Here is a 21,377-nt window from a genome sequence, read left to right on the forward strand (position 1 = left end):
TTTTTATACACCCGTCTCAACAATCGTTCTAAAGGTCAAATTAATCCGAGCAGTGTGGACTTTTTTGGTCGGTGGCAAGCGATGCAACCAATGGGTTTGTGTGGTGTCTTTCATGATCAGTAAACTGCCATTTTCGAGAAAAATCTCAACTTTTTCTTGGCTATTTTTATGTTTAAAGGCAAATTTTCGGACTGCTCCAAAGCTTAAAGATGCGATCGTACCATTCCTTTTTAGATCTGTTTCACCATCACTGTGCCAAGCCATTCCCTCTTTGCCTGTGTGGTAAAGATTAAGCAGACAGGAATTAAATGTTTCACCTGTAATCCGTTCAATCTGCTGTTTAAGTTCCAGTAATTGCTTTGTCCACGGCAAGGCGTACTTTGATGTGTTGGAATAGGTATATTCATAAGGCTGATTGCCATACCATGCCACTTTACGTTTGGTGATGATCTTTTTGCCAAAAATAATCGCTTGATCATTTTTCCATTCAATCGTCTTTAACAGTTGCTCAAAATAAGCGTGCGCCACAGGTTCTTGCATAATGGTTCCAAAATAATGAACCACGCCATCATATGGAAGCAAGTTTTGATTTTGCTCAGGTTTAAATTCAAATTGTTGCATTTTTCCACTTCAAATAGGCTGATTTCATACAGTGTCCACATGGTCGATATTGCAATGCTAAAGCTTCCGCTTCACTACTAAAGAATACTCGATTGTTTTTTAACATCCGTTTACCAGAGGCGCAGTCTAGACGTCCATAAATTCTTAGTTTTTGGTTGCCCGCAAATAAAATTTCAGCATTTTTAAGCTTGCTATATAACGCTAATCTCTCTATTTCACTATGCTGAATCATGCTTTAACTCACTGCATCATGAAAAATAATACCTAAACTAAAACGCTCTCCTTCAGTTAACTGACTTACACCATGCTTCATATTGACCCGATAGTAACCATGCGTACCTTTCTTGGGTCTAAAGTGTGTGGTCAAAAGTAAAACGTCTCCCTTGTTCGGTTGTATCACCATTGCTTTGGACTGTGCACGAGGAATTTGCTCTGTCAGTACCAGCTCACCGCCCTTAAAATCAGCATTGGCTTGATTGAGACAAATCACCATTTGAATCGGAAAATAAACCTCACCATAGAGATCTTGATGTAAGGTATTAAAACCATGTTGTTGATAATGCAAAATCAATACAGTCGCTTTGTTTTGACCCGCTTGCTGACATTGCTGTAAAAATGCTTCATGTGATGTTGGATATTGCCGATTGATGTTTAAATTCGCAAACCAAGCATTGGCGAGCGGAACGAGGTGGGAGTAAAACTGTGTACGCAGCAATTGCAATAAATTGGGTAAAGGGTGACGAAAATATTTATATTCACCCTCGCCAAAACGATAGCGTTGCATATTGACAGTTTTACGGTATAAATCTTCATGGTGATAATGTGCTTTGATTAATTCACAAAGCTCATCGGATAAAAAATTCTCAATGTGTGAATAACCTTGCTGATTGAGTTGCTCATGGATTATCGTCCAGTCCAAATGCTTAATTTTCTCGCTCAGGACTTGAGCCTGTTGAATATTAAATGTCGACATGTGTTTGAACACCTTCCCAACCAATCATCGCCATTTTTCGACTTTTACCCCAATGATATTCACCGAGTACGCCTGTGGCTTGAATGACTCGATGACAGGGGATTAAGAATGCCACGGGGTTGTGCCCCACTGCCGTACCCACTGCACGAGAGGCTTTAGGATTTCCCACTTGTTCAGCTAAATCACCATAGGTGGTTAATTGTCCCATTGGAATTTTAAGTAAACTTTCCCAGACTTTTAGCTGAAAATCAGTCCCTTTTAAATGAAGTTTAATTTGTCCTAATGGCTGATTCTCAGATGAAAAATCAGATGAAAAAATTGCCAAAGCATGCTCATGGAGTACATCTGCTTGTTGATAAAATTGAGCATTGGGGAATTTTTCGAGCATTGCAGCAAAACTTTCCTGCTCGTTGTCCACAAAGGACATAAAGCAAATGCCTTTCGCTGTAGATGCCACCAAAACAGTTCCAAATGGACTTTCAGCATATTGATAATGGATCGTTAAATCTTCACCACCACGCTTATATTCAGCCGGCGTCATCCCTTCTATTTGTATAAATAAGTCATGCAAACGACTGGTACTGGAAAGCCCAGTATCATAAGCCGCATCAAATACCGAATGATCTTGCTTTAATAATGTTTTGGCATGTTCCAAGCTAATATATTGCAAGAATTTTTTAGGGCTGGTTCCCGCCCATTCAGTAAATAAGCGTTGAAAATGAGCAGGGCTTAAATGAATATGTGCCGCCACTTCATCAAGATTGGGCTGTGCTTTAAAGTTGTGCTGAATATAGGTTATGGCTTTTGCAATACGTGCAAAGTGATTTTGCTGTTGCATCACATGTCTCCTGATCTTCTCGTTATAACTTAACAAAGATAAAGTGATGAACAAATCCGAATCATGCTGAGTTTAGTGATTCAATATCGTTTAAAAATCACCATACAATAAAAAACCGTTAGTCATTAAACTAGCGGCTTTTTAAATGGATAAATCTATTCTTCGAAATTGCGTTAGTCAAAAAAACAAGTCGTTTATACACAAGCGATATAAATTTACCTGATTCTCTGTCGTGATGAGCTATCACTACACGTAAATTATAAAGTGTGGCATTGCAAGCTTTATAACCATATGGATCACGTTAATGAACGTATATAAATATATGATCTATAATTTTGACTTATTTATAAATCATCTAAATGCATAGTTCCGCAGTAAGACTATTGATAGATCTTATGACCTTGATCACGAATTTCAGCAATTTTTTTGCCTTCCATTTTGGCATGATCTAAATGTCCACCTTTGACTAAGGCTTGCGTTTTATCAATCTGTGCAATCAATTGATCATAAAGTTGTGTTGAGCTTGGCGCACTGGCATCACCACGACCTTTCAGTTTAACTTTTTTTGCATCTGTTGCAGCCGCACGCATGTTGTCTAGTGCTTTATTGGCTTCTGCTGGATTTGTGGTTTGATTAAATGCTTTATAGTTTTTACCCAATGCCTGCATATTCTGTTGCAGAGTTGCTGCAAAACTCATTGAACTCAAACTCAAAGCAGACATCATCATTACGGTGGCTAAAGTTTTTTTGATCATTGTGATCTTCCTTAAAACTGTGGCTATTGTGAATTATCAACGGGAATGAAAGTACAGCTATTATCCATATTCAACATTAAACATAGTTTAAAACCACAAAAAATAGCAAATAAAAAATGCAACGAAATCGTTGCATTTTTATATTTAAAACCGACCAAGAAAATCTATACAGGCTCAATTTTGTGATTTAAAGCATCGTGAATCGCTTCAACCAACTGTTGAGCAATTTCTTGTTTAGATGCTTTTTCCAAGTCTCGCTTTTCCATTTGATATTGCTCAGCAAAAAACACCGTCATTGCATTTTGATCTGAAGCAAAACCAATATCTGCACGTGAAACATCATTACATGCAATCATATCGAGTTTTTTTGCTACTAGCTTTCCTGCTGCATACTCTTCAACATTGCGTGTTTCAGCAGCAAAACCCACCATAAATGGACGCTTGGACTGTTGTGCAATCGTCGCCACAATATCAGGATTTTTAACTAGAGAAACATTGAGTTCATCACCTGCTTTCTTGATCTTATGCTCAGCAACTTCAGCCACACGATAGTCCGCAACAGCAGCAGTTGCGATGAAAACATCACAACCTTCTTCGAGTTGATGCATGCTCTCATCCAGCATCTTGATTGCTGAAGAGACATTGATACGACGCACACCATTCGGGGTATCTAAACTAACTGGTCCTGCCAATAAGGTGACTTTTGCTCCTGCTGAATAACATGCAGCTGCAATTGCAAAACCCATTTTTCCTGTACTGTGGTTGGAAATATAACGGACGGGGTCAATTGCTTCACGTGTTGGTCCTGCGGTAATCACCACACGCTTTCCTGCCAATAAGCCAAATTTTTCCGCAATCGCACGTTGTGCCTGATGGAAATAATTTTTAACCTGTTCTGCGAGATCTTCTGGTTCAGGCATACGCCCTAAGCCAACATCACCACAAGCTTGAGAGCCTGCTTCTGGCATGATCACATGCACACCATCTTCAACCAATGTATTTAAATTACGTTGAGTAGGTTTGGCAGCCCACATCTGTTGGTTCATTGCAGGGGCAACCCAAACAGGTGCTTTTGTTGCCAGATAAAGCGTACTGAGTAAATCATCTGCCAATCCCGCAGCAAATTTTGCAATCGTGTCACAACTGGCTGGCGCAACCAAAACCAGATCTGCCCAACGTGCTAATTCAATATGTCCCATCCCTGCTTCTGCTTCAGGATCTAATAATTCTGTATGAACGGGGTTACCTGACAATGCCTGAAAAGTCAGCGGTGTAATAAATGCTTGTGCACCATGCGTCATCACCACACGGACATTAAAACCGTAATCCTTTAAACGGCGTACAAGGATGGCACTTTTATAGGCAGCAATACCGCCAGTGACAGCAAGAATAATATTTTTATTAGAAAACACACTGAGATCGAAACTCACGATCAGGCTACCTTTCTGTTGCAGTGGCGCTCACAATAGCATTAAATAGTCTATCTCCCAAGCAGTTATCGGGAGAAAAATGAAAAGTACAATAAATTAAAAATGTGGAAAACCATGAACCATTCAATCAAACAATGGCCCGAACAAGAACGCCCACGTGAAAGATTACTCTTGCAAGGGGCACACAGTTTATCCGATGCCGAACTTTTGGCAATCTTCCTTCGTTCAGGCTCTAAACAGCACTCTGCGGTCGAATTATCACGCATATTGATTCAGCATTTTGGACATTTAAATGCAGTCTTTGATGCCTCTTTAGAAGAGCTTCGTCAGTTCCATGGGATTGCAGAAACTAAATATTCGCAACTGATGGCAGTTAAAGAATTAGGTCGTCGCTATCTTAAACATCAACTCCAACAAGGTATGGACTTAAGTCGTTCTGATTTAATTCGAGATTATTTACGTTATGAATTGATTGGAGAACAACAAGAAGTCTTTGCTGTGCTTTGTTTAGATAGCCAATTACGCAAGTTAAGCTTTAAAAAGTTATTTTTTGGTTCTATCAATTACTGCAACATTTCGATCAATCAATTATTACGCCATGCCATACAAAAACAGGCGACGTTTATTGTCATTGCCCATAATCATCCTAAAGGTTTAGCAAAACCTTCACGTGAAGATTACGATCTAACTCAGCAAATATTCAAAGCCTGTCAACTGCTTGAAATAGAATTATTAGATCATATGATCATCGCCGCTGAACAAAGCTATTCCTTTACTGAACATGGACTCATCAAATCTAAAACTTTCCCTGCAAATAAGATTGACAAGTATCCTTGAAGCGGTGAAGATCACTAAAAAATTATAGACTTAAAAACATGATTGTCCGCGATCAAAACGATACTCTTAAATTACTCCTGTCTTGGCGTGGTACGATTCTGCCAAAAGTGTTACCACCGCTAGGTTTTGTGATGCTCATCTCTGCCATCGTAGGTGGAATTGAATATACTGATTTATATCGTTTTCCTGAGCTTCCTCTGGTCGGTTTTACCCTTATCGGGGTTGTCCTGTCTATTTTTTTAGGCTTTAAAAACACAGCATGTTATGACCGTTGGTGGGAAGCCCGTAAGCTTTGGGGAATGTTGATTGCAAATGCGCGTCACTTTGACCGTGACTGTCGTATTTTTCCGCAAGGTCGTCGCGAAAGAATTATTCAACATGTCATTGTTTTTGCAAACTTATTGAGAGATCGCTTACGACATCAAACTGCCAATCCCGATGCTCTGGTCGAAACTAGTGGTATGAGTCCTCAAGCATTAACCCAACTCTACCAACAGACCAATGCACCGCAATACACCCTGAGTCTAATTCAATGGGAACTGATGCAAGCTTTGAAAGAAGGTGAGATTTCAGACATCATCTACACCCAGCTCAATGAGCATGTTAATGAACTCAGTTTGGTACAAACAGGTTGTGATCGTATTGCTACGACACCTTTACCATTTGCCTATTCAGTTTTATTAAATCGAACTGTCTATTTTTTCTGCTTTATGCTTCCATTTAGCTTAGGTTCATTATTGGGTTTAGCCACACCGTTATTGGTGGGCATTTTGGCGTATACATTTCTCGGCTTAGATGCTTTAAGTACTGAGATTGAAGAACCTTTTGGTACTCAAAGCAATGATTTACCACTCGACTCGATGGTTCGTATGATTGAAATTGAACTGCTCGGAACCCTAGGTAAACCTACCCCGCCACCAATTCAAGCACAGGATCATAATTTACTTTAATGCAGAATCGCTTGAGAACTGATCTTAAGTAACTCAAGCATGCTTCCAAGCGGATTCAACATCGAATGATGTCCGTGATATAGAGCTAGGGATAAAATATGAAATATGTGGTTATTTTTAAAGCTCAGGTCAATGTACTTGATCAGACCTATATTCAAACCGCACAGCATTTACGAGAAAAAGCGCTGAATCAATTTAACTGTCAAAAATTTGAATCAATTTGCGAAAATGACTTTGAAATTGCGCTTTCCTATTGGAACTCACTTGAAGATATCCAAGCGTGGCATAAAGATGCAGAACATCAAGCAGCTCAAAGGATTGGCAAGCTGCAGTGGTATAAAAACTTTCGTGTCGAAATTTGTGAAATCACAAGATCGTATTAACATCTGTTGACACTTCACAGATGCTTGCGACAGCTGAAATATCGACAATCTCTTCATAAAACGCTTAAAATTGGCAGACCAAATATAATTATAAAAGGACTTTGCTATGTCAGAATTATTCCAACTGATTTTACACGGCGAAAGCAATGCTGCTTTAGGAAAACTCACCCCTGAAACCCTCAATCAACAGCTTGATGGTTCATCATTGCTGATGTATGCCTTGCAACATCAACAAGATGACATTGCGCTCAAACTAATTGAGCTTGGCATTGATGTAAATTTGCAAAATAATCAAGGACAAACAGCATTACATTTGATAGCTGTTTATAAAAATAATATCGGTATTGCTCGCGCAATCATCGAACATGGCGCAGACTTGTCACTGCAAGATCATTCAGGAAATATTTCGCTTTGGACTGCTATTTTTAATGCTCAACAACACTATGATCTGGTCAAGCTATTACTGGAAAATGGTGCTGATTTAAACAGCAAAAATCGCTCTGCGAAAAGCCCTTATGATTTGGCATTGTTGATGAAATTTCCAGAAGGTATCAGCTTGGTGCAACAGTACCAAATTCATTCTTTGTAGTCAGTCGACTTCAGCAGATTTTTAAGCTGCGAGCGCATTGATTGAACTAGGCAAGATCAAGGTTTTGCTAAGCGCTCTAATGGACTTCAAATTCTGACTCAGCGGGATCGAAACGCCACGTTCTGACAATTCGTAGCTCAGAAATATCTTTCATTTTTGCATCAAAACGACCAAATGGAGCACCCTTACGTACTGAATTTTTAGCGGCTTCATCTAAAATGGCATGACCTGAACTTTCGATCAAACGAATTGCGCGTATTCCCCCTTCATTATTCAGAATCACCATTAAACGAACTTCACCTGAAAGGCGCTGTTGCTTAGCAAGATCAGGATAATAGCGGTTGCCATACATTTCGACTTTTTGACGGAATTTATCCAAATAACCAGCCGATGCATCTTGTTTCGCTTGAATGCCATCTAAGGTTTTAATTTTTTGTTGTTTACTAAAATTTTGCTGCTTCTGTAAATATTGTGCTTCTAAGCTCGCCACCATCGCAGCTTTGGCTTGCATTTGGCTTTGTAATTCTTCCATTGCCTTTTTTCGATCGTTTTGTTCAGCTTGCTTTTGCCAACTTAAAACGGTCATCAGCACTTTTTCTTCAAATTTTAATTCACGTTTTTGCTGTATTTGCTCTAAAGCTTCAAGCTGTTGATCTCCTGCACTTTTATCTTCAGCCTGTGCTGGCATATCAGAGGACATCCGATGTTCTTTACGAAAGGTTCCAGAACCTTGTTGATCTGCTTGTGCAAGGAAATCAGCATCTTTGACTTTATCTTCACTTGGGCGAATACTGACAGCAATTTCTTTTGTCGCAGTATTATTTTCTTGCGGCATACCAAATTGCACAGATAAAAATAACCCGTGGACAATTACAGCAATTGAAACTGCCCCGACAAATAATGCATCTTGCCACCAGTACCCAGTATGTTGCGTATTGGCAAATAATTTTTTTATCATGACATTAATCCGACAAAATTCCCCAATTGCCAAATTTAAAATTTATTAAAATAAGTTTAGTCTTACATTATTCACAAACTTTGTGACTGACTTAATGAAAGTAAAAACGTAATTTTAAAACACTCAAAATGGTGCAATGTTTTTTGCTAAACTGCAATCTTTAGACTTGATTTTTTTTAATCATCGACAAGTTTATCGCCTAAAAGTGATGATGATTTGGGACCATACTTATGCCGACGCTACTTTCTAACATTGTTAAACGTATTCGACAAGTATACCAAAAAGCCGAAGGTTTTATAGAAGAAGAACGCGAATTTCCACTCTCTCAAGTATTTTTAAATGCAACGTTTAAACGTTATGTGACTGACAATGTCAAAATTCTTGAAGATTTACATGCCGACTTGCATGATGATTGGTTAAGACTTTATGCAACACTGAATGTTAAAGGCATGCATTTGGTATTGTCTGTCGATCTTAAATTAGTTCAAATGGAAATGAACAAAGATATGCAACTGATTGTTTTTGAACAAATCAGCAACACCCAAGTCATCGAAGCAAAGTATCCTAATATTTGGTACAAAATGGGCGTAAATTGTGCATTGTTCTTCTATCAAAAGGTACTAAAAAAAGATCCTTTGGGCATGATCTTAGAAAAATTTGATGTCATTCGCGTGAAGGATGAATTATTACATTTAGACCTTAACCGATGGTTAGGTAAAAACCGCTCTATTATGGACACTTTAAATAAAGTTCATGTTAATCATGCCGAACTTCGTGAAACAGAGTTGGTGGTGATTGGGAATGTCAATCTCACAGCCATATTCAGTAATTTTAGAGAAGATGATGACCGCATGGTTGACTTAGAAGAAGAGGATTATATCGACGATAAGGTCACCCCCATCGAGCAAAAAAGCTAAATCGTTCATTTTGGGTCAAATTTCAAGTCAAACCGAGCAAAACCAATACATAAATTCACAGGATTTGAAATAAAGTGAATATTTTCTCCCCAATTACATTGCATAATAGATGCTATAACTCACAGATACTTTTAAATGCATAGGACATTTAATGATGGCAAAAACGTTATTTAAAACATTCAGCACAGCAGCCGGTATTTCTACTGCAATGTTATTGGTTGGATTTTCAAGCAATGCTCTTGCCATGAGTCCATTCCAAGCCAGCTATCAATTTGCTTATAATGGCAAAAATCTAGGCTCTGCTACCCGTACTTTAAGTCAAAATGGCAACAATTGGACTTATGTATTTGCTGCCAAAGCGGCTGCAATTGCATCAGCAAGCGAAACCAGTCGTTTTACTTTTAGCAATGGTCAAATTAATTCCAATAGTTTTAGTCGTACCAGTAAAGTGTTGGTACATAACGACACGATGACCATTAACTTCAATCCAAGTAATAAGACCATCAATACCAAGAAAAAAGATCAAGCACGATCTTTCCCTTGGAAAGCGGGTGCTTTGGATGAACTCAATGCTGAATTACAAGTACGTGAAGACTTAAAAGGTTCTGGTTTAAAATCGAGCTATCTGATCGCTGATGCTAAGGGGCTTGACGCTCGTCGTTTTGTAAAACAAGGTACTGAGTCAATTAAAACCCCAGCGGGAACGTACAATACCATCAAAGTGGTACTCACTCATGATAATGGGGAAAAAAGCTCAATCTTCTGGTTAGCACCACAATTGGACTATTTACCTGTAAAAATGTCGCATGTAGATGGTAAGACCTCTTATAACTTAACCCTGACCAGTTACAAAAAGTAAGAGATTTTTCACCTTTTGGTCAATTTGAGCTTGCATTTTTTTTGGTGCTTTTTAAAATACGCCTTTGCTTTAAAAAGCACCTTGCCTCTAGAGGATTCTCCCTGTGCACGCACTAGAACAGAAAATCTTAGCTGAAGGTATCGTTCTATCTGATCAAGTTCTGAAAGTCGATTCTTTCTTAAACCACCAAATTGACCCTGCCATGATGCAACTGATTGGTCAGGAATTTGCTCGCCTCTTTAAAGATGCGGGTATTACCAAAATCATTACAATTGAAGCGTCAGGTATTGCTCCTGCTGTAATGGCTGGTTTGGAGCTTGGTGTACCTGTTATTTTTGCACGCAAATATCAATCTTTAACCCTTAAAGATGATTTATATCGTTCAAAAGTATTCTCTTTTACAAAACAAATTGAAAGTACCATTGCGATTTCTAAAAAGCATATTACTAAAGGCGATAAAGCTTTAGTCATTGATGATTTCTTAGCCAATGGTCAAGCTGCTTTAGGTCTTGCTGACTTAATTCATCAGGCTGAAGCAGAGGTGGTTGGCATCGGGATCGTGATTGAGAAATCATTCCAACCCGGTCGTCAACTGTTGCTAGATAAAGGTTACCGTGTTGAATCTTTGGCACGTGTTGAATCTTTGGCAAATGGTACTGTTACTTTTGTAAAAGACTAAGACTGTTAGCTTAAGCTTTTATCTTAAAATTGAGCGCTCTATGCGCTCTTTTTTATCGCTTATAAAAAAGTGCTCAGGTCTTTTTAACCATTCTTTTCCTTGTTTTTTTATTCTATATTCTTCAAATAATGATACGCTCAGGCAATTATAGATGAGATCACTCACCCAAGAATTCATTGATCTATTGAATGTAAAACAACTGGATAGCTACTTATTTCAAGGACAAAATACACAACTCTTTGGTTCACACTTGATGGGAGGACAATTGGTTGCACAGGCTTTGATTGCTGCATCAAAAACCACTGATCGTCCTGCACACTCCTTACATGCATATTTTATTCGTAGTGGTCGTACAGATTTACCCATTTTATTTAAAGTGGAAAATTTACGAGATGGCAAAAGCTTTGCCACTCGACAAGTGAATGCATGGCAAGCTGGTCATATTATATTTTCAGCGATGATTTCATTTGCACTGATTGAAACTGGTTTAAATAATCACATTGAAGCACCAAATTATCCTCTACCCGATCATCTTTTATCAGAACAACAGCATAAGCAGTTGATCTATAAGGATGTGCCTAAAGCTGCTCAGGATATGTTTATGCGTCAGTTTTTCGTTAAAGTACATCCAGTACAACCCTTTAATCCATTTAAACCCGTCAAATCAGAAACCCGCTATGCCGAATATATGCAAACTTTTCACAGAATCCCTGCAGAGTTCGATCTTCCCATGATTCATCAAGCAATTGTTGCTTATTATTCCGACTATAATCTGTTGACCACATCACTCAGACCGCATGGTGTAAGTTATGCAAATGGCGGAGTTCGCAGTGCAAGTCTAGATCACAGTATTTATTTTCATTCAGCGTTTAGGGTTGATGAATGGTTGTTGTATGACATGGATGCGACTGTTTCCAGTCAATCTAGAGGGCTGAATTTTGGGCGAATCTGGCAAGCTGGAAAATTAGTCTGCAGCGTCACCCAAGAGAGTTTAATGCGTGTTAAATCACGATAAAAAATCACATAGCATCATGTAAGCTTTTGATTTAATCGCTTAAACTTATATTCATATTTAAACTTTTCTCTCCAACGTCTTCACATAAAATATAAAGAATCTACATTATATTCAGATACAATCGAATCAAGTCTCATGATCAGCATCGCAAAACAGCTGTCGTGAAAATGAGTGAAATATTAACTATAACTTAGCGAAGACAAATGGACTTTGTTGAGTGAGTAAACAATCAATGACTGATGAACAAACAGTAACTTGCCCAAAATGTGGCTCGACAGACTTAACACGACGTGATCATGAACAGCTTTTAGGCAAAGCAGGAAGTGTCTTGCTAACCTCTGCAGGTGCAGCAGCAGGTACGGTAGGCGGAGCAGCGTCAGGGGCTTCTATTGGTGCTGCAATCGGCACGGTCGCTGGACCTTTGGGTGTGATTGTTGGCGGAACTGTAGGTACATTTGTGGGGGCAATCAGTGTAGGTATTACTGGTGGATTTTTAGGAAATCGCTTTGGTAAAAAAGCTGGTGTGATTGTCGATCAAAATATTTTCTTTGATTATCAATGCCAAAAATGCAAATATCGTTTTAACGTGAATTAATACGATTTTAGATATTCATATAAAAAATAACGCTCTTTTCAATGATGGTTTTCATCACATAGAGCGTTATTTGCTTAACATTTCAAATTATCATATTTACACATAATTAAAATTTCGGAATCTTTGTGTTCTAGATTCAGAGGAAAGTTATAAAAAATGCACATTAAAATTGAGCAACTTAAGCCATCCTCAACAACATTGGCATTCGAAAATCATCAGTTTTCAGATGAGGAAATTGAATATATTTTACAATGTAAACGCTTGTTGGGACTGTCTTTTAAACAATGTATTCTTTCAGAACATCATTTCGAAAAAATTGCACAACTTCCGAAATTGGTTAATCTAAATTTTGAAAATACCCAAGTTTCTGATGCCTCCCTAACCCACATCTCACAAATTCAAAGTTTAAATTACTTATTTATTGTGAACTCAAAATTGACTGGGGAAGGTTTTAAATCTTTTGCAAATCATAAAAAGCTGGATTGCATTTGGGCTTGCAATACTCAGGTGAATGATCAAACCTTACAATACTTTCTTAATATCCCAAAACTTTCGACATTATTATTACATGATACTCGAGTGAGTTTTGATGGTTTAATGACTTTAGCACAACATCCTAAATTACGGGTGTTTGCTAATTTGTTTAGTACCGCACAAATTGCCGAATTCGAACAAACCCAGCGTGATTTACAAAAGACAAATAAGCAATATTTTAGTCATACTCAAGTTGAAGAGGCTAAAGCTAAACTGATCAGTTTCTTTGACATGATGAATCAATGGGAAGCTTATGCTGAAAAAATTGGTTTTTGCGATGAACTTCAACAAAAGTGTCGGCAGATTTTTCAGCAATATTGTACAGATAAGCCCCGTTTTGGCTATCGTCCTGATGGCTTACACTATTCACATGCACCTAATTTCAGTTATACCGATGAAATCATGATAGATGTTGATCATGCGAGTAAAAAGAAGCTCTATATTTTTACTCATGACCGATTAAAAGGGCAAAATCGCTATACCTTAATTCTCATCGATGGAGAATGGCGTATTGACGAAAAACATCATTTTTCAGGTGGTTGGAAAAAATATGGACTGTAATCTATAAGTTATTTTTCGCTCCAATTTTCAATAATCAACAAAAATACCAAAGGCTTGAGTCATGATTGATATCACTAATCCAGTGTTTAAAAATTGAATCTTCCAAGATGCTATAGGCATCTCAACACACAAAATCACTTTAAATATTTTTGGCGGGAAATGTATTGGAAACATTCTGTCGATCTTGACCTGTATAAATGAACAATACACACCAACAAGATGGTTTAGGTACGATGGAAGTTTTTCACCTCCATCGTATCTATCCACCTGCAACTTATATACTTAGTTTTTTTACTACTTCCCCTAAACGCTTGCCCTGCTCAGTACATAATAATTTTTCATCTGTACTCAAACTTTGGTCATGGCGTGGTCCACTGACATGACTCACCCCATAAGGTGTACCACCAGATTTGGTATTTGATAATGCGGGATGAGCATTGGTCAATCCCATAATCATCATTCCGTGATGAAATAACGGCGGTAACATGGTCAGTAATGTACTTTCCTGTCCACCGTGCATTGAACCTGATGAGGTAAAGACACAAGCAGGTTTATTGTGCAAAGCACCGTTTAACCAGAGACTGGTAGTTTGGTCCCAAAAATATTTCATTTCAGAAGCCATATTTCCAAAGCGTGTTGGAGAGCCAAGCGCCAAGCCTGCACAGTTTTGTAAATCTTCCAAACTACAATAAATATCGCCTTTTTCTGGAATACTCGGTTGTGCTTGTTGAACCACCGTTGAAAGATGAGGAACTGTGCGAATTTTTACCGCCGTTCCGGTTGCTTCGATACCATTGGCAATCAAGTGTGCCATTTCTTTGGTAGATCCATATTTGCTATAGTAAAGTACGAGAACATAGGCTTGCATAAGTGTGGGTTGATAATAGCTAAGACAATAAAACTATACGGTATTTTTCGGCTTTTTTGGGTAAGCTTAATAAATGAAACTGAAAGATATGCCGAAAAATAATTGAGATCAGAGATATATGTTTGAATTAATTAAAAAATTACCCTTCTATCAAAAAACTTGGTTTCAATTCATTCTTTTTGTAATACGTCGTTTTGAAGCAGATCGTTGTCGTGATCAAGCAGGATCACTGACCTATACCACTTTATTTGCGGTTGTCCCCATGTTGACAGTGTTCTTGGTCATCATTTCGTCGATTAAGGCGCTAGAACCTGCCAGACAACAACTCCAGCAGATGATTTACAGTAATTTTCTACCTAAAACCAGTATTGCTTTTGATAAAGCCTTTAATGTGTTTACAGAGAATTCAAGCAATTTAACCGTAATCGGGGTATTGTTTTTATTCATCACAACCGTGCTGATGCTGACCAGTATTGAAAGTGTGTTCAACCGTATTTGGCGCGTCAAAGAAACACGTAATGGCATCATAGGCTTTATGCGCTATTGGACGATTATTTCCTTAGGACCAATTTTGTTGGGCAGTGCCTTTGTGATTTCGTCTACATTGGCGTCAATGAATGTACTCAGTAATAACTTTGCGGGCTATGAAGTAGATGGTACAGCCTTATTTGCAGTGATCTCTTTTGCACTCACCACTTTAGGATTTTTTATTTTATATTGGACGATTCCCAATCGTAGCGTTCCAATCAAGGCAGCTGCTATCGCTGGAGTATTTGGCGCTGTTGCTTTTGAATTACTAAAAAATCTATTTGGTTTTGTGATGACCAATTTCACCAGCTATACCTTAGTCTACGGGGCATTTGCTGCTGTACCAATTTTCCTGTTATGGATATTTTTATCTTGGAATATCGTCTTATTGGGTGTGGAAATTAGTTATGCCTTAACTGCTTTTCATACAGGCAAGATTCAGACGCGCCACCCTGTACTGATGATGTTGGACATCTTGGAATTATTCTATAAAAAGCAAAAAACAGGACAAGTGGTCACGGATACTGAAGCTCTCGATATTTTAGGTCGTGGTGAAATTGGACGCTGGCCTCTTTACGTGCAGCTTTTAGAAAAGCAGAATTTGGTTAAACGCACAGATAACAACGAGTATGTATTGGTCAGAAATTTAGATGAAATCGATTTTTGGTCTTTCTATACTTCACTGCCTTATACTTTGCCGCGTCGTAAAGACGTCGAACATGTTCATGATGATGATGTGTGGATGAAACATATTGGTCCAACACTGATTGAGTCTGATGAATATTTGGCAGCCAAATTATCTATTCCACTTTCAACGATTTTAGATGATAAATAATTGAAATAAGTCACTGGCGCTAAGCATTTTCCATTCACTGATCAGTCGGTGGCAATAAAAAATGCTTAGCCTTTTGCGATTGAAATACTGTTATTCAGACCACTCATTGGTCTTTACTTGAGAATAGAATTTCTTTTCAATCCAATGATGTAAGCTGACAATCATTACGCCCAACATGACCATTGCCGCACCAAAAAGAAAATTTAATTCAATCTGTTCATTCAGAAAAAGTACACCAAATAACATTCCAAAAATCGGAGTAAGAAAAGAAAATACCCCCAAGCGATTAGCCAAGTAATTTCGAAGTAGCCAAAACCACAACATAAAACTGATAAACGACACCACAATGGTATGGAAAATCAGACTCCCAATAGCTAAACCTGTCCAATGAATTTCAGCTTGCCCCATCAGAAAAGCCAAAGGCAATAGCAATACACAGCCACCAACCAATTGATAGAATAAAGTTTGTATCGGATGCGCATCCGATAACTGAGTCAAACGCAAAGAAATCGTGGTCAGAGCCCAAAGTAAGCCCGCAAGCAAAGCGAGAAAATCACCAAACAAAGTATTAGAAATCATCGCTTGTGTAGCAGTGCTGTGTACTTCTTCCCGACCTAAAAAGGTCACCACGATACCTAAAAATGCAATAAAAATTCCCACCCATTGCAACATGGAGAGTCGCTCTGCAGGAAGTTTCCAATGTAAACCCAATGCTACAAAGATAGGTGCGGTATAGAGTAAAACTACGGTATGAGATGCAGAAGTATACCTAAGTGCTTCTGCTACGAGGAAAAACTCCGCTGAAAATAAAAATGCAACCCACATGCCTGGAAATAAATATTGTTTAGACCATAGCGTTGTCCCTTTTTGTCGCTGTATTAAGGGATAGACTAAAATTGCAGAAAGTCCTGAGCGAATGGCAATTTGCATCATGGGTGAAATATCTGCTGCTGCCAATTTAAGTACGACTTGTTGTAGACCCCAAATCATACATAATCCAACCATCAAAGCAGATGCTTTGCGATCCAGCATTTTGCGCGTATCCACGATATTGCACTCGAACTCAAGAGAATAGTTACACTATATTCCTGTCTGTTTTATAGAATATAATTCAAAGTAGACAAAGCATCATCTAATTCAGGCAATTTATCGTGGTCATAAGAAAAACAGCCCATGCAATGCATTTTACTCAACTCACGACCAATGATGAGATTATTGCCCCGCTTTGGCTTATTTTTCGACATGATCCTGCACAATCTATTTATCCTCAACACGGGCATGCTTGGGGAGAATTTATTTATGCATTCAATGGTGTTATGGAAGTGAATATTCATCAGATGAATTATATTACTCCACCACCTTATGGGGTTTGGTTACCTCCAAATACCCAACATAGTGGATTAAACAGGACCTCTGTTTCACATGCCACCTTATATATACATGAGTCACTTTGTCATGCCCTACCGCAACAAGCAGGGATTCTTTTAACCTCTCCGCTTGTTTCCGCCATTTTACAGCATCTCAAACAGCATTCACTTCAAGAGACAGAACCTGAATATTTAAGATTATTACAAGTCTTATTGGATCAACTTCAACATGCAGAACTCATTGGCAGCTATTTACCACACACAGACCATCATGCGCTTAAGCAAATTTTAGATTTCTTACATGCCCATCCCGCTGATCAAAGCACCTTGGAAAGCTTGGCTAAACGAATCAATATGACTGAGCGGACTTTAGCGCGACTCAGTCAAAAGGAACTTGCAATGTCTTTGAATGAATGGCGACAACGCCTCAAAGTCATGAAAGCCATGTCTTTGCTGAATGAAGGTCGAACTGTAGAAAGTATTGCTTTAGATCTAGGTTATGCCAATGCCTCTGCATTTATTAATATGTTTAAACGTTGGATGATGCTCACACCAGATCAGTTTAGAAAATTATTTGATCATTAGACCGTTTTAGTAATAAATTGAAATGGTCAATCTACTGAATATAATGATCAGTTAATTGAAAATAAAAACGTTTTAATAAATTAAAAAATTTCGACATATGCTAATCAACTCCAATCCACTCGCCTATCTAAAAAGGCATATTTAGAAATCAATTTAGCTTCTTGTTGCAATTTCCCAAAATAATCCAACTTTTCTGCTTCTTCGATATCAAAGCGTTTCATCCATGCTTCTGCGCGATAGCCAGTAATCAAAGGATTTTCATCATTATTATGATTTCCCCGATGTAAACTTCCAATTTTTTCAACACGTAACGGTTTTAGAACTCGATTTAACAATACATAGGGAGCAGGTAATGGGTCTTCTTCAACAAAGCCATTTAGAGCTAAATTTCCTGCCTGAATAACGATCCCTGTGCCATAGTCATAACCAATAAACCAATTCATGGGCAATTCACTATTGAGCGCTTGTTCTTCCTTGATCGGATTAAACCATTCATAATTAATTGCTGTTAACCAACTCACGGTTTTTATTCCATTCAGTAGATTGTCTGACTCAAGATAAGGATTACCCACATCCATTGCCCACCATTTTCGAGATAAGTAGGCTTCCGTTGGTTCATTTTTATCATCTCGAATTCGTGAAATGATACATGCGTAACCAGCATAACCATGCTTGGCTTTTAGGCGATTTGCAAATTTAATAAATAACTCAATAAAAATTTTCGTGTTTTCTTCTACCCATTCAATGGGCATAGAAAATGTTAAGGTACTTTGATAAGTACCATTTATGATTTGCCATTTACTCGCACCACTTGCATTAAACTCCCATGGTCCAGTTGCAAATTTCTCTTTACCACTGATATATATAAAATTAAAAGCTTTCATTGGACTATAGTTTTTTAAGCTCTCCCGAATAGGCTTGGCATCACTAAAAGCAATATTCTCTCTTTCCCCTTTTGGCGGTTCATCCTGCCATAACCATGTTAAATGATCTTTGGCATAAGCTTGATAATCATCAAAACATTGGGCAATCGCTTCTCGCATGTCATCACTAAAGCCCTCTTTAAAATATAAAACTGCACGAATTGCAGGTATTGCACCCACATAATCTTCAGGACCACCTTTGGCAAAAAGCCCTCCACCAATCGCACCTTGTTCTTGTTGCTCAGCCCACAGTTTATATTCTTCTTCAGTTTTAAAATACATATGATAAACAGATTATCCTACCAATCTACTCGCCTATCTAAAAAGGCATATTTAGAAATCAATTTAGCTTCTTGTTGCAATTTCCCAAAATAATCCAACTTTTCTGCTTCTTCGATATCAAAGCGTTTCATCCATGCTTCTGCGCGATAACCAGTAATCAAAGGATTTTCTTCATTATTATGATTCCCATAGTGTATTGCTCGAATCTTTTCAACACGTAACGGTTTTAGAACTCGATTTAACAATACATAGGGAGCAGGTAATGGGTCTTCTTCAACAAAGCCATTTAGAGCTAAATTTCCTGCCTGAATGACGATCCCTGTGCCATAGTCATAGCCAATAAACCAACTCATGGGCAATTCACTATTGAGTGCTTGTTCTTCCTTGATCGGGTTAAACCATTCATAATTAATTGCTGTTAACCAACTCACAGTTTTAATTCCATTTAATAGATAATTAGATGTGATAATGGGGTCACCCACATCCATTGCCCACCATTTTCGAGATAAGTAGGCTTCCGTTGGTTCATTTTTATCATCTCGAATTTGAGAGAGAATACAGGCATAGCCAGCATAACCATGCTTGGCTTTTAAGCGATTTGCAAATTTAATAAATAACTCAATAAAAATTTTCGTGTTTTCTTCTACCCATTCTATAGGCATAGAAAATGTTAAGGTACTTTGATAAGTACCATTTATGATTTGCCATTTACTCTTACCACTAAAACGAAACTCCCATGGTCCAGTTGCGAATTTCTCTTTACCACTGGTATATAAGAAACCCAGTGATTTCATTGGACTATAAAATTTAAAAATCTCACGTATGGGTTTTACATTTTTAAATTCTGTGCTATCAGAACCTGCTCCTTTGGGTGGTTCATCCAACCACAGCCATGTTAAATGGTCTTTGGCATAAGTTTGATAATCATCAAAGCATTGGGCAATCGCTTCTCGCATATCATCACTAAAGCCCTCTTTAAAATATAAAACTGCACGAATTGCAGGTATTGCACCCACATAATCTTCAGGACCACCTTTGGCAAAAAGCCCTCCGCCAATTGCACCTTGTTGTTGTTGCTCAGCCCACAGTTTATATTCTTCTTCAGTTTTTAAATACATTGCATTCTCCGTTTACCAAGCAGGCTGAGGTGAAGGTTTAGGTGATGGAAATCGAGGAAGTTTTGGAAGTTTGCCTTTTCTTAATTGAATTGCAGCAGCAATCAGTCCAGCAGCCCAAGTTACAAACTCGACAACCGTTGAGGTTTTACCATTCTCATCATCATTCCCGCAGTCACATTCATCTGGATCTAACTTTTTTAGTTTATTAGGATCACCAGCTACTTTGATATAATCTTCTCTTTGATCCTTGCTATAAGTATCTTTAAATTTTATTTCAACAACATGTTTGATATTGTCTTGGGTCGGGGGAAGATTAGGATCTTTCACAATCACCACATCAGGACGACGCACCATACCCTGCCCCTTTTCAAAAGAATAACCTTTTTCAACTTCCCAATACTTTTTAATCCAACCTGGAAGATAAGGGTGTACTTTGGTGATTATTCCTTTTTCCATAATTGGTGCGGGCGGATTCCGATGCATATCATAATTCACTTCTGCTTTGTAAGGGCTTTGATAATTTAAAAATTTATCCAGCTCTCCTAAACGTTCTGATACGCAAGCTTGGTATTGATTGGTTTCTTTCTTTTTTCCTTTGTTGGGATTGACTTCACAATAACAAATCGCCTTACAAATCACTTTTTTATCTTGAAGATCTAAGGCATCGCTGATAATAGCAACGACTTTAATCGTCGGATTTTGAGAGGGTCCTGTCGTTAAAATCCCTTGCGGTTTTCCTTGATCAGCCATTGTCTAATTCATCCACTAAATTAAGATGAATTTCCTCTTCGGAAGGCGTATAGATCCAATCGGTAAAACCTCGGTCATCACTTGCATAAATCGTCGTTGTACCATCTCCCATCGTCACACGAACTCGACGATTCGCTATAGGTTCACCAGTGTTTTGATCAACCAATTGAAAACGCCCTTGATGGTCTTGTGGTGGTGGGACTGTTTCCTCACCCTCATCATTTGGATTGCCCATTAACTGAGAACCAAAGGGTGAACTGGGCTCAACAACCACCTGAAATGAGCTTGGCAGTAATTTTGCGCCACAGGCAGTTTTCATTCCAACTAAAGCAACTTGAGTATCATCAGGAAGAATAAAATTAGGTGCACCTTCGGCTATTGGAAAAATGCCTTTACACTTAGGACAAGCGACCATATAACCTTTGCCTGCCATCCCTATACCATTTATTGATATTGTTGGATGACCATGCAAAACAACGCCACCATGATCAGTTTTACAGCCTTGGACAATAATCGGCTTATTCATAACTCTGCTCTTATAATTTAATTTTATTAAAATGATTTATATTTAAATATAAACAATAGTAGTCAATATACTGAATATTGAATCAAAAAAATAGGGCTTTT

Annotated in this window: 25 protein-coding genes; 12 read left to right on the plus strand and 13 right to left on the minus strand. The window is 38.1% G+C overall.

What is annotated here, in order from left to right:
• Positions 1–3: 3 nt before the first annotated feature.
• From TOL5_RS18750 to coaBC, 6 genes are all read right to left on the minus strand, one after another.
• On the minus strand, positions 4–621 hold the full coding sequence (locus TOL5_RS18750) for an alpha-ketoglutarate-dependent dioxygenase AlkB family protein (protein WP_151780533.1): 618 nt from the start codon (positions 619–621) through the stop codon (positions 4–6).
• A complete protein-coding gene (locus tag TOL5_RS18755) occupies positions 608–853 on the minus strand; it encodes an Ada metal-binding domain-containing protein (protein WP_009586966.1) in 246 nt (81 codons plus the stop codon). The genes TOL5_RS18750 and TOL5_RS18755 overlap by 14 nt, the downstream gene beginning before the upstream one ends.
• Positions 854–856: 3 nt before the next feature.
• Positions 857–1,594, minus strand: a complete 738-nt coding sequence (locus TOL5_RS18760) for a 2OG-Fe(II) oxygenase (protein ID WP_151778946.1) — start codon at positions 1,592–1,594, stop codon at positions 857–859.
• Positions 1,581–2,432, minus strand: coding sequence for a bifunctional transcriptional activator/DNA repair enzyme AdaA (locus TOL5_RS18765; RefSeq protein ID WP_151780535.1), 852 nt, complete (start codon positions 2,430–2,432; stop codon positions 1,581–1,583). Before TOL5_RS18765 ends, TOL5_RS18760 begins: the two co-directional genes overlap by 14 nt.
• Before the next feature lie 380 nt (positions 2,433–2,812).
• Complete coding sequence (locus TOL5_RS18770; protein ID WP_004825098.1) at positions 2,813–3,187, minus strand: cytochrome b562; 375 nt, start codon at positions 3,185–3,187, stop codon at positions 2,813–2,815.
• A 164-nt stretch (positions 3,188–3,351) separates the two neighbouring features.
• Positions 3,352–4,617 carry a bifunctional phosphopantothenoylcysteine decarboxylase/phosphopantothenate--cysteine ligase CoaBC gene (gene coaBC, locus TOL5_RS18775; RefSeq protein ID WP_005033953.1) on the minus strand — a complete coding sequence of 422 codons (1,266 nt, stop codon included), beginning with the start codon at positions 4,615–4,617 and terminating at the stop codon, positions 3,352–3,354.
• Positions 4,618–4,719: 102 nt separating this feature from the next.
• Between coaBC and radC the strand changes: the two genes are divergently transcribed.
• The 4 genes from radC (at position 4,720) to TOL5_RS18795 (ending at position 7,376) form a co-directional block, all read left to right on the plus strand.
• On the plus strand, positions 4,720–5,454 hold the full coding sequence (gene radC / locus TOL5_RS18780) for a RadC family protein (RefSeq protein WP_034707928.1): 735 nt from the start codon (positions 4,720–4,722) through the stop codon (positions 5,452–5,454).
• Positions 5,455–5,492: 38 nt separating this feature from the next.
• On the plus strand, positions 5,493–6,404 hold the full coding sequence (locus TOL5_RS18785; RefSeq protein WP_004825105.1) for a bestrophin family protein: 912 nt from the start codon (positions 5,493–5,495) through the stop codon (positions 6,402–6,404).
• Positions 6,405–6,502: 98 nt separating this feature from the next.
• Positions 6,503–6,787, plus strand: coding sequence for an antibiotic biosynthesis monooxygenase family protein (locus TOL5_RS18790; protein WP_199935673.1), 285 nt, complete (start codon positions 6,503–6,505; stop codon positions 6,785–6,787).
• 106 nt (positions 6,788–6,893) lie between these two features.
• Positions 6,894–7,376, plus strand: a complete 483-nt coding sequence (locus TOL5_RS18795) for an ankyrin repeat domain-containing protein (RefSeq protein ID WP_174760887.1) — start codon at positions 6,894–6,896, stop codon at positions 7,374–7,376.
• A 76-nt stretch (positions 7,377–7,452) separates the two neighbouring features.
• Here the strand turns inward: TOL5_RS18795 and TOL5_RS18800 are convergent, their stop codons facing one another.
• A complete protein-coding gene (locus tag TOL5_RS18800) occupies positions 7,453–8,334 on the minus strand; it encodes an energy transducer TonB (protein ID WP_221260565.1) in 882 nt (293 codons plus the stop codon).
• Between the two features lie 230 nt (positions 8,335–8,564).
• Here TOL5_RS18800 and TOL5_RS18805 point away from each other — a divergent pair, with 230 nt between their 5' ends.
• The 6 genes from TOL5_RS18805 (at position 8,565) to TOL5_RS18830 (ending at position 13,494) form a co-directional block, all read left to right on the plus strand.
• Positions 8,565–9,251: a hypothetical protein gene (locus tag TOL5_RS18805; RefSeq protein WP_005033958.1), complete on the plus strand. Its 687-nt coding sequence runs from the start codon at positions 8,565–8,567 to the stop codon at positions 9,249–9,251.
• 151 nt (positions 9,252–9,402) lie between these two features.
• Positions 9,403–10,110: a DUF3108 domain-containing protein gene (locus TOL5_RS18810; protein WP_009586948.1), complete on the plus strand. Its 708-nt coding sequence runs from the start codon at positions 9,403–9,405 to the stop codon at positions 10,108–10,110.
• Between the two features lie 103 nt (positions 10,111–10,213).
• On the plus strand, positions 10,214–10,789 hold the full coding sequence (locus TOL5_RS18815; protein ID WP_004825120.1) for a xanthine phosphoribosyltransferase: 576 nt from the start codon (positions 10,214–10,216) through the stop codon (positions 10,787–10,789).
• 151 nt (positions 10,790–10,940) lie between these two features.
• Complete coding sequence (locus tag TOL5_RS18820) at positions 10,941–11,804, plus strand: acyl-CoA thioesterase (RefSeq protein WP_009586967.1); 864 nt, start codon at positions 10,941–10,943, stop codon at positions 11,802–11,804.
• A 232-nt stretch (positions 11,805–12,036) separates the two neighbouring features.
• The gene (locus TOL5_RS18825; protein ID WP_042090293.1) at positions 12,037–12,399 is read left to right on the plus strand and encodes a hypothetical protein; all 363 of its coding nucleotides are present in this window, start codon (positions 12,037–12,039) and stop codon (positions 12,397–12,399) included.
• A 156-nt stretch (positions 12,400–12,555) separates the two neighbouring features.
• The gene (locus TOL5_RS18830; protein WP_009586964.1) at positions 12,556–13,494 is read left to right on the plus strand and encodes an NTF2 fold immunity protein; all 939 of its coding nucleotides are present in this window, start codon (positions 12,556–12,558) and stop codon (positions 13,492–13,494) included.
• Between the two features lie 274 nt (positions 13,495–13,768).
• Here the strand turns inward: TOL5_RS18830 and wrbA are convergent, their stop codons facing one another.
• A complete protein-coding gene (wrbA, locus tag TOL5_RS18835; RefSeq protein WP_221260567.1) occupies positions 13,769–14,362 on the minus strand; it encodes an NAD(P)H:quinone oxidoreductase in 594 nt (197 codons plus the stop codon).
• Between the two features lie 118 nt (positions 14,363–14,480).
• On the opposite strand from wrbA, the gene TOL5_RS18840 reads away from it, so the two are divergent.
• Positions 14,481–15,725 carry a YihY family inner membrane protein gene (locus TOL5_RS18840; protein ID WP_004825126.1) on the plus strand — a complete coding sequence of 415 codons (1,245 nt, stop codon included), beginning with the start codon at positions 14,481–14,483 and terminating at the stop codon, positions 15,723–15,725.
• Between the two features lie 90 nt (positions 15,726–15,815).
• Here TOL5_RS18840 and TOL5_RS18845 read toward each other — a convergent pair whose 3' ends face one another.
• Complete coding sequence (locus TOL5_RS18845; protein ID WP_151713278.1) at positions 15,816–16,757, minus strand: DMT family transporter; 942 nt, start codon at positions 16,755–16,757, stop codon at positions 15,816–15,818.
• Positions 16,758–16,903: 146 nt separating this feature from the next.
• Between TOL5_RS18845 and TOL5_RS18850 the strand changes: the two genes are divergently transcribed.
• On the plus strand, positions 16,904–17,677 hold the full coding sequence (locus TOL5_RS18850; protein ID WP_100884458.1) for an AraC family transcriptional regulator: 774 nt from the start codon (positions 16,904–16,906) through the stop codon (positions 17,675–17,677).
• 104 nt (positions 17,678–17,781) lie between these two features.
• On the opposite strand, the gene TOL5_RS18855 is transcribed toward TOL5_RS18850, so the two are convergent.
• The 4 genes from TOL5_RS18855 to TOL5_RS18870 are packed head-to-tail and all read right to left on the minus strand — an operon-like array spanning position 17,782 to position 21,276.
• Positions 17,782–18,882 carry a type VI immunity family protein gene (locus TOL5_RS18855; RefSeq protein WP_199995748.1) on the minus strand — a complete coding sequence of 367 codons (1,101 nt, stop codon included), beginning with the start codon at positions 18,880–18,882 and terminating at the stop codon, positions 17,782–17,784.
• Positions 18,883–18,899: 17 nt separating this feature from the next.
• Positions 18,900–20,000 (minus strand): type VI immunity family protein, encoded by a 1,101-nt coding sequence (locus tag TOL5_RS18860; RefSeq protein ID WP_199980086.1) that lies wholly within the window; start codon positions 19,998–20,000, stop codon positions 18,900–18,902.
• A gap of 12 nt (positions 20,001–20,012) precedes the next feature.
• The gene (locus TOL5_RS18865; RefSeq protein ID WP_139421529.1) at positions 20,013–20,750 is read right to left on the minus strand and encodes a VRR-NUC domain-containing protein; all 738 of its coding nucleotides are present in this window, start codon (positions 20,748–20,750) and stop codon (positions 20,013–20,015) included.
• On the minus strand, positions 20,743–21,276 hold the full coding sequence (locus TOL5_RS18870) for a PAAR domain-containing protein (RefSeq protein WP_199995747.1): 534 nt from the start codon (positions 21,274–21,276) through the stop codon (positions 20,743–20,745). Before TOL5_RS18870 ends, TOL5_RS18865 begins: the two co-directional genes overlap by 8 nt.
• Positions 21,277–21,377 lie beyond the last annotated feature (101 nt).

Origin of the sequence: Acinetobacter sp. Tol 5, from assembly GCF_019702905.1 — a bacterium.
GTDB lineage: Bacteria > Pseudomonadota > Gammaproteobacteria > Pseudomonadales > Moraxellaceae > Acinetobacter > Acinetobacter bereziniae.

What these genes read in the sequence shown, in the direction of transcription:
- TOL5_RS18790 (WP_199935673.1), top strand. Translation starts at nt 6,503, where the DNA reads ATGAAATATGTGGTTATTTTTAAAGCTCAGGTCAATGTACTTGATCAG.
- TOL5_RS18770 (WP_004825098.1), bottom strand. Translation starts at nt 3,187, where the DNA reads ATGATCAAAAAAACTTTAGCCACCGTAATGATGATGTCTGCTTTGAGT.
- radC (WP_034707928.1), top strand. Translation starts at nt 4,720, where the DNA reads ATGTGGAAAACCATGAACCATTCAATCAAACAATGGCCCGAACAAGAA.
- TOL5_RS18810 (WP_009586948.1), top strand. Translation starts at nt 9,403, where the DNA reads ATGATGGCAAAAACGTTATTTAAAACATTCAGCACAGCAGCCGGTATT.
- TOL5_RS18855 (WP_199995748.1), bottom strand. Translation starts at nt 18,882, where the DNA reads ATGTATTTTAAAACTGAAGAAGAATATAAACTGTGGGCTGAGCAACAA.
- TOL5_RS18785 (WP_004825105.1), top strand. Translation starts at nt 5,493, where the DNA reads ATGATTGTCCGCGATCAAAACGATACTCTTAAATTACTCCTGTCTTGG.
- TOL5_RS18830 (WP_009586964.1), top strand. Translation starts at nt 12,556, where the DNA reads ATGCACATTAAAATTGAGCAACTTAAGCCATCCTCAACAACATTGGCA.
- TOL5_RS18840 (WP_004825126.1), top strand. Translation starts at nt 14,481, where the DNA reads ATGTTTGAATTAATTAAAAAATTACCCTTCTATCAAAAAACTTGGTTT.
- TOL5_RS18850 (WP_100884458.1), top strand. Translation starts at nt 16,904, where the DNA reads ATGCATTTTACTCAACTCACGACCAATGATGAGATTATTGCCCCGCTT.
- TOL5_RS18805 (WP_005033958.1), top strand. Translation starts at nt 8,565, where the DNA reads ATGCCGACGCTACTTTCTAACATTGTTAAACGTATTCGACAAGTATAC.
- TOL5_RS18760 (WP_151778946.1), bottom strand. Translation starts at nt 1,594, where the DNA reads ATGTCGACATTTAATATTCAACAGGCTCAAGTCCTGAGCGAGAAAATT.
- TOL5_RS18865 (WP_139421529.1), bottom strand. Translation starts at nt 20,750, where the DNA reads ATGGCTGATCAAGGAAAACCGCAAGGGATTTTAACGACAGGACCCTCT.
- TOL5_RS18825 (WP_042090293.1), top strand. Translation starts at nt 12,037, where the DNA reads ATGACTGATGAACAAACAGTAACTTGCCCAAAATGTGGCTCGACAGAC.
- TOL5_RS18820 (WP_009586967.1), top strand. Translation starts at nt 10,941, where the DNA reads ATGAGATCACTCACCCAAGAATTCATTGATCTATTGAATGTAAAACAA.
- TOL5_RS18870 (WP_199995747.1), bottom strand. Translation starts at nt 21,276, where the DNA reads ATGAATAAGCCGATTATTGTCCAAGGCTGTAAAACTGATCATGGTGGC.
- TOL5_RS18800 (WP_221260565.1), bottom strand. Translation starts at nt 8,334, where the DNA reads ATGATAAAAAAATTATTTGCCAATACGCAACATACTGGGTACTGGTGG.
- TOL5_RS18755 (WP_009586966.1), bottom strand. Translation starts at nt 853, where the DNA reads ATGATTCAGCATAGTGAAATAGAGAGATTAGCGTTATATAGCAAGCTT.
- TOL5_RS18765 (WP_151780535.1), bottom strand. Translation starts at nt 2,432, where the DNA reads ATGCAACAGCAAAATCACTTTGCACGTATTGCAAAAGCCATAACCTAT.
- wrbA (WP_221260567.1), bottom strand. Translation starts at nt 14,362, where the DNA reads ATGCAAGCCTATGTTCTCGTACTTTACTATAGCAAATATGGATCTACC.
- TOL5_RS18845 (WP_151713278.1), bottom strand. Translation starts at nt 16,757, where the DNA reads ATGCTGGATCGCAAAGCATCTGCTTTGATGGTTGGATTATGTATGATT.
- TOL5_RS18860 (WP_199980086.1), bottom strand. Translation starts at nt 20,000, where the DNA reads ATGTATTTAAAAACTGAAGAAGAATATAAACTGTGGGCTGAGCAACAA.
- TOL5_RS18795 (WP_174760887.1), top strand. Translation starts at nt 6,894, where the DNA reads ATGTCAGAATTATTCCAACTGATTTTACACGGCGAAAGCAATGCTGCT.
- TOL5_RS18750 (WP_151780533.1), bottom strand. Translation starts at nt 621, where the DNA reads ATGCAACAATTTGAATTTAAACCTGAGCAAAATCAAAACTTGCTTCCA.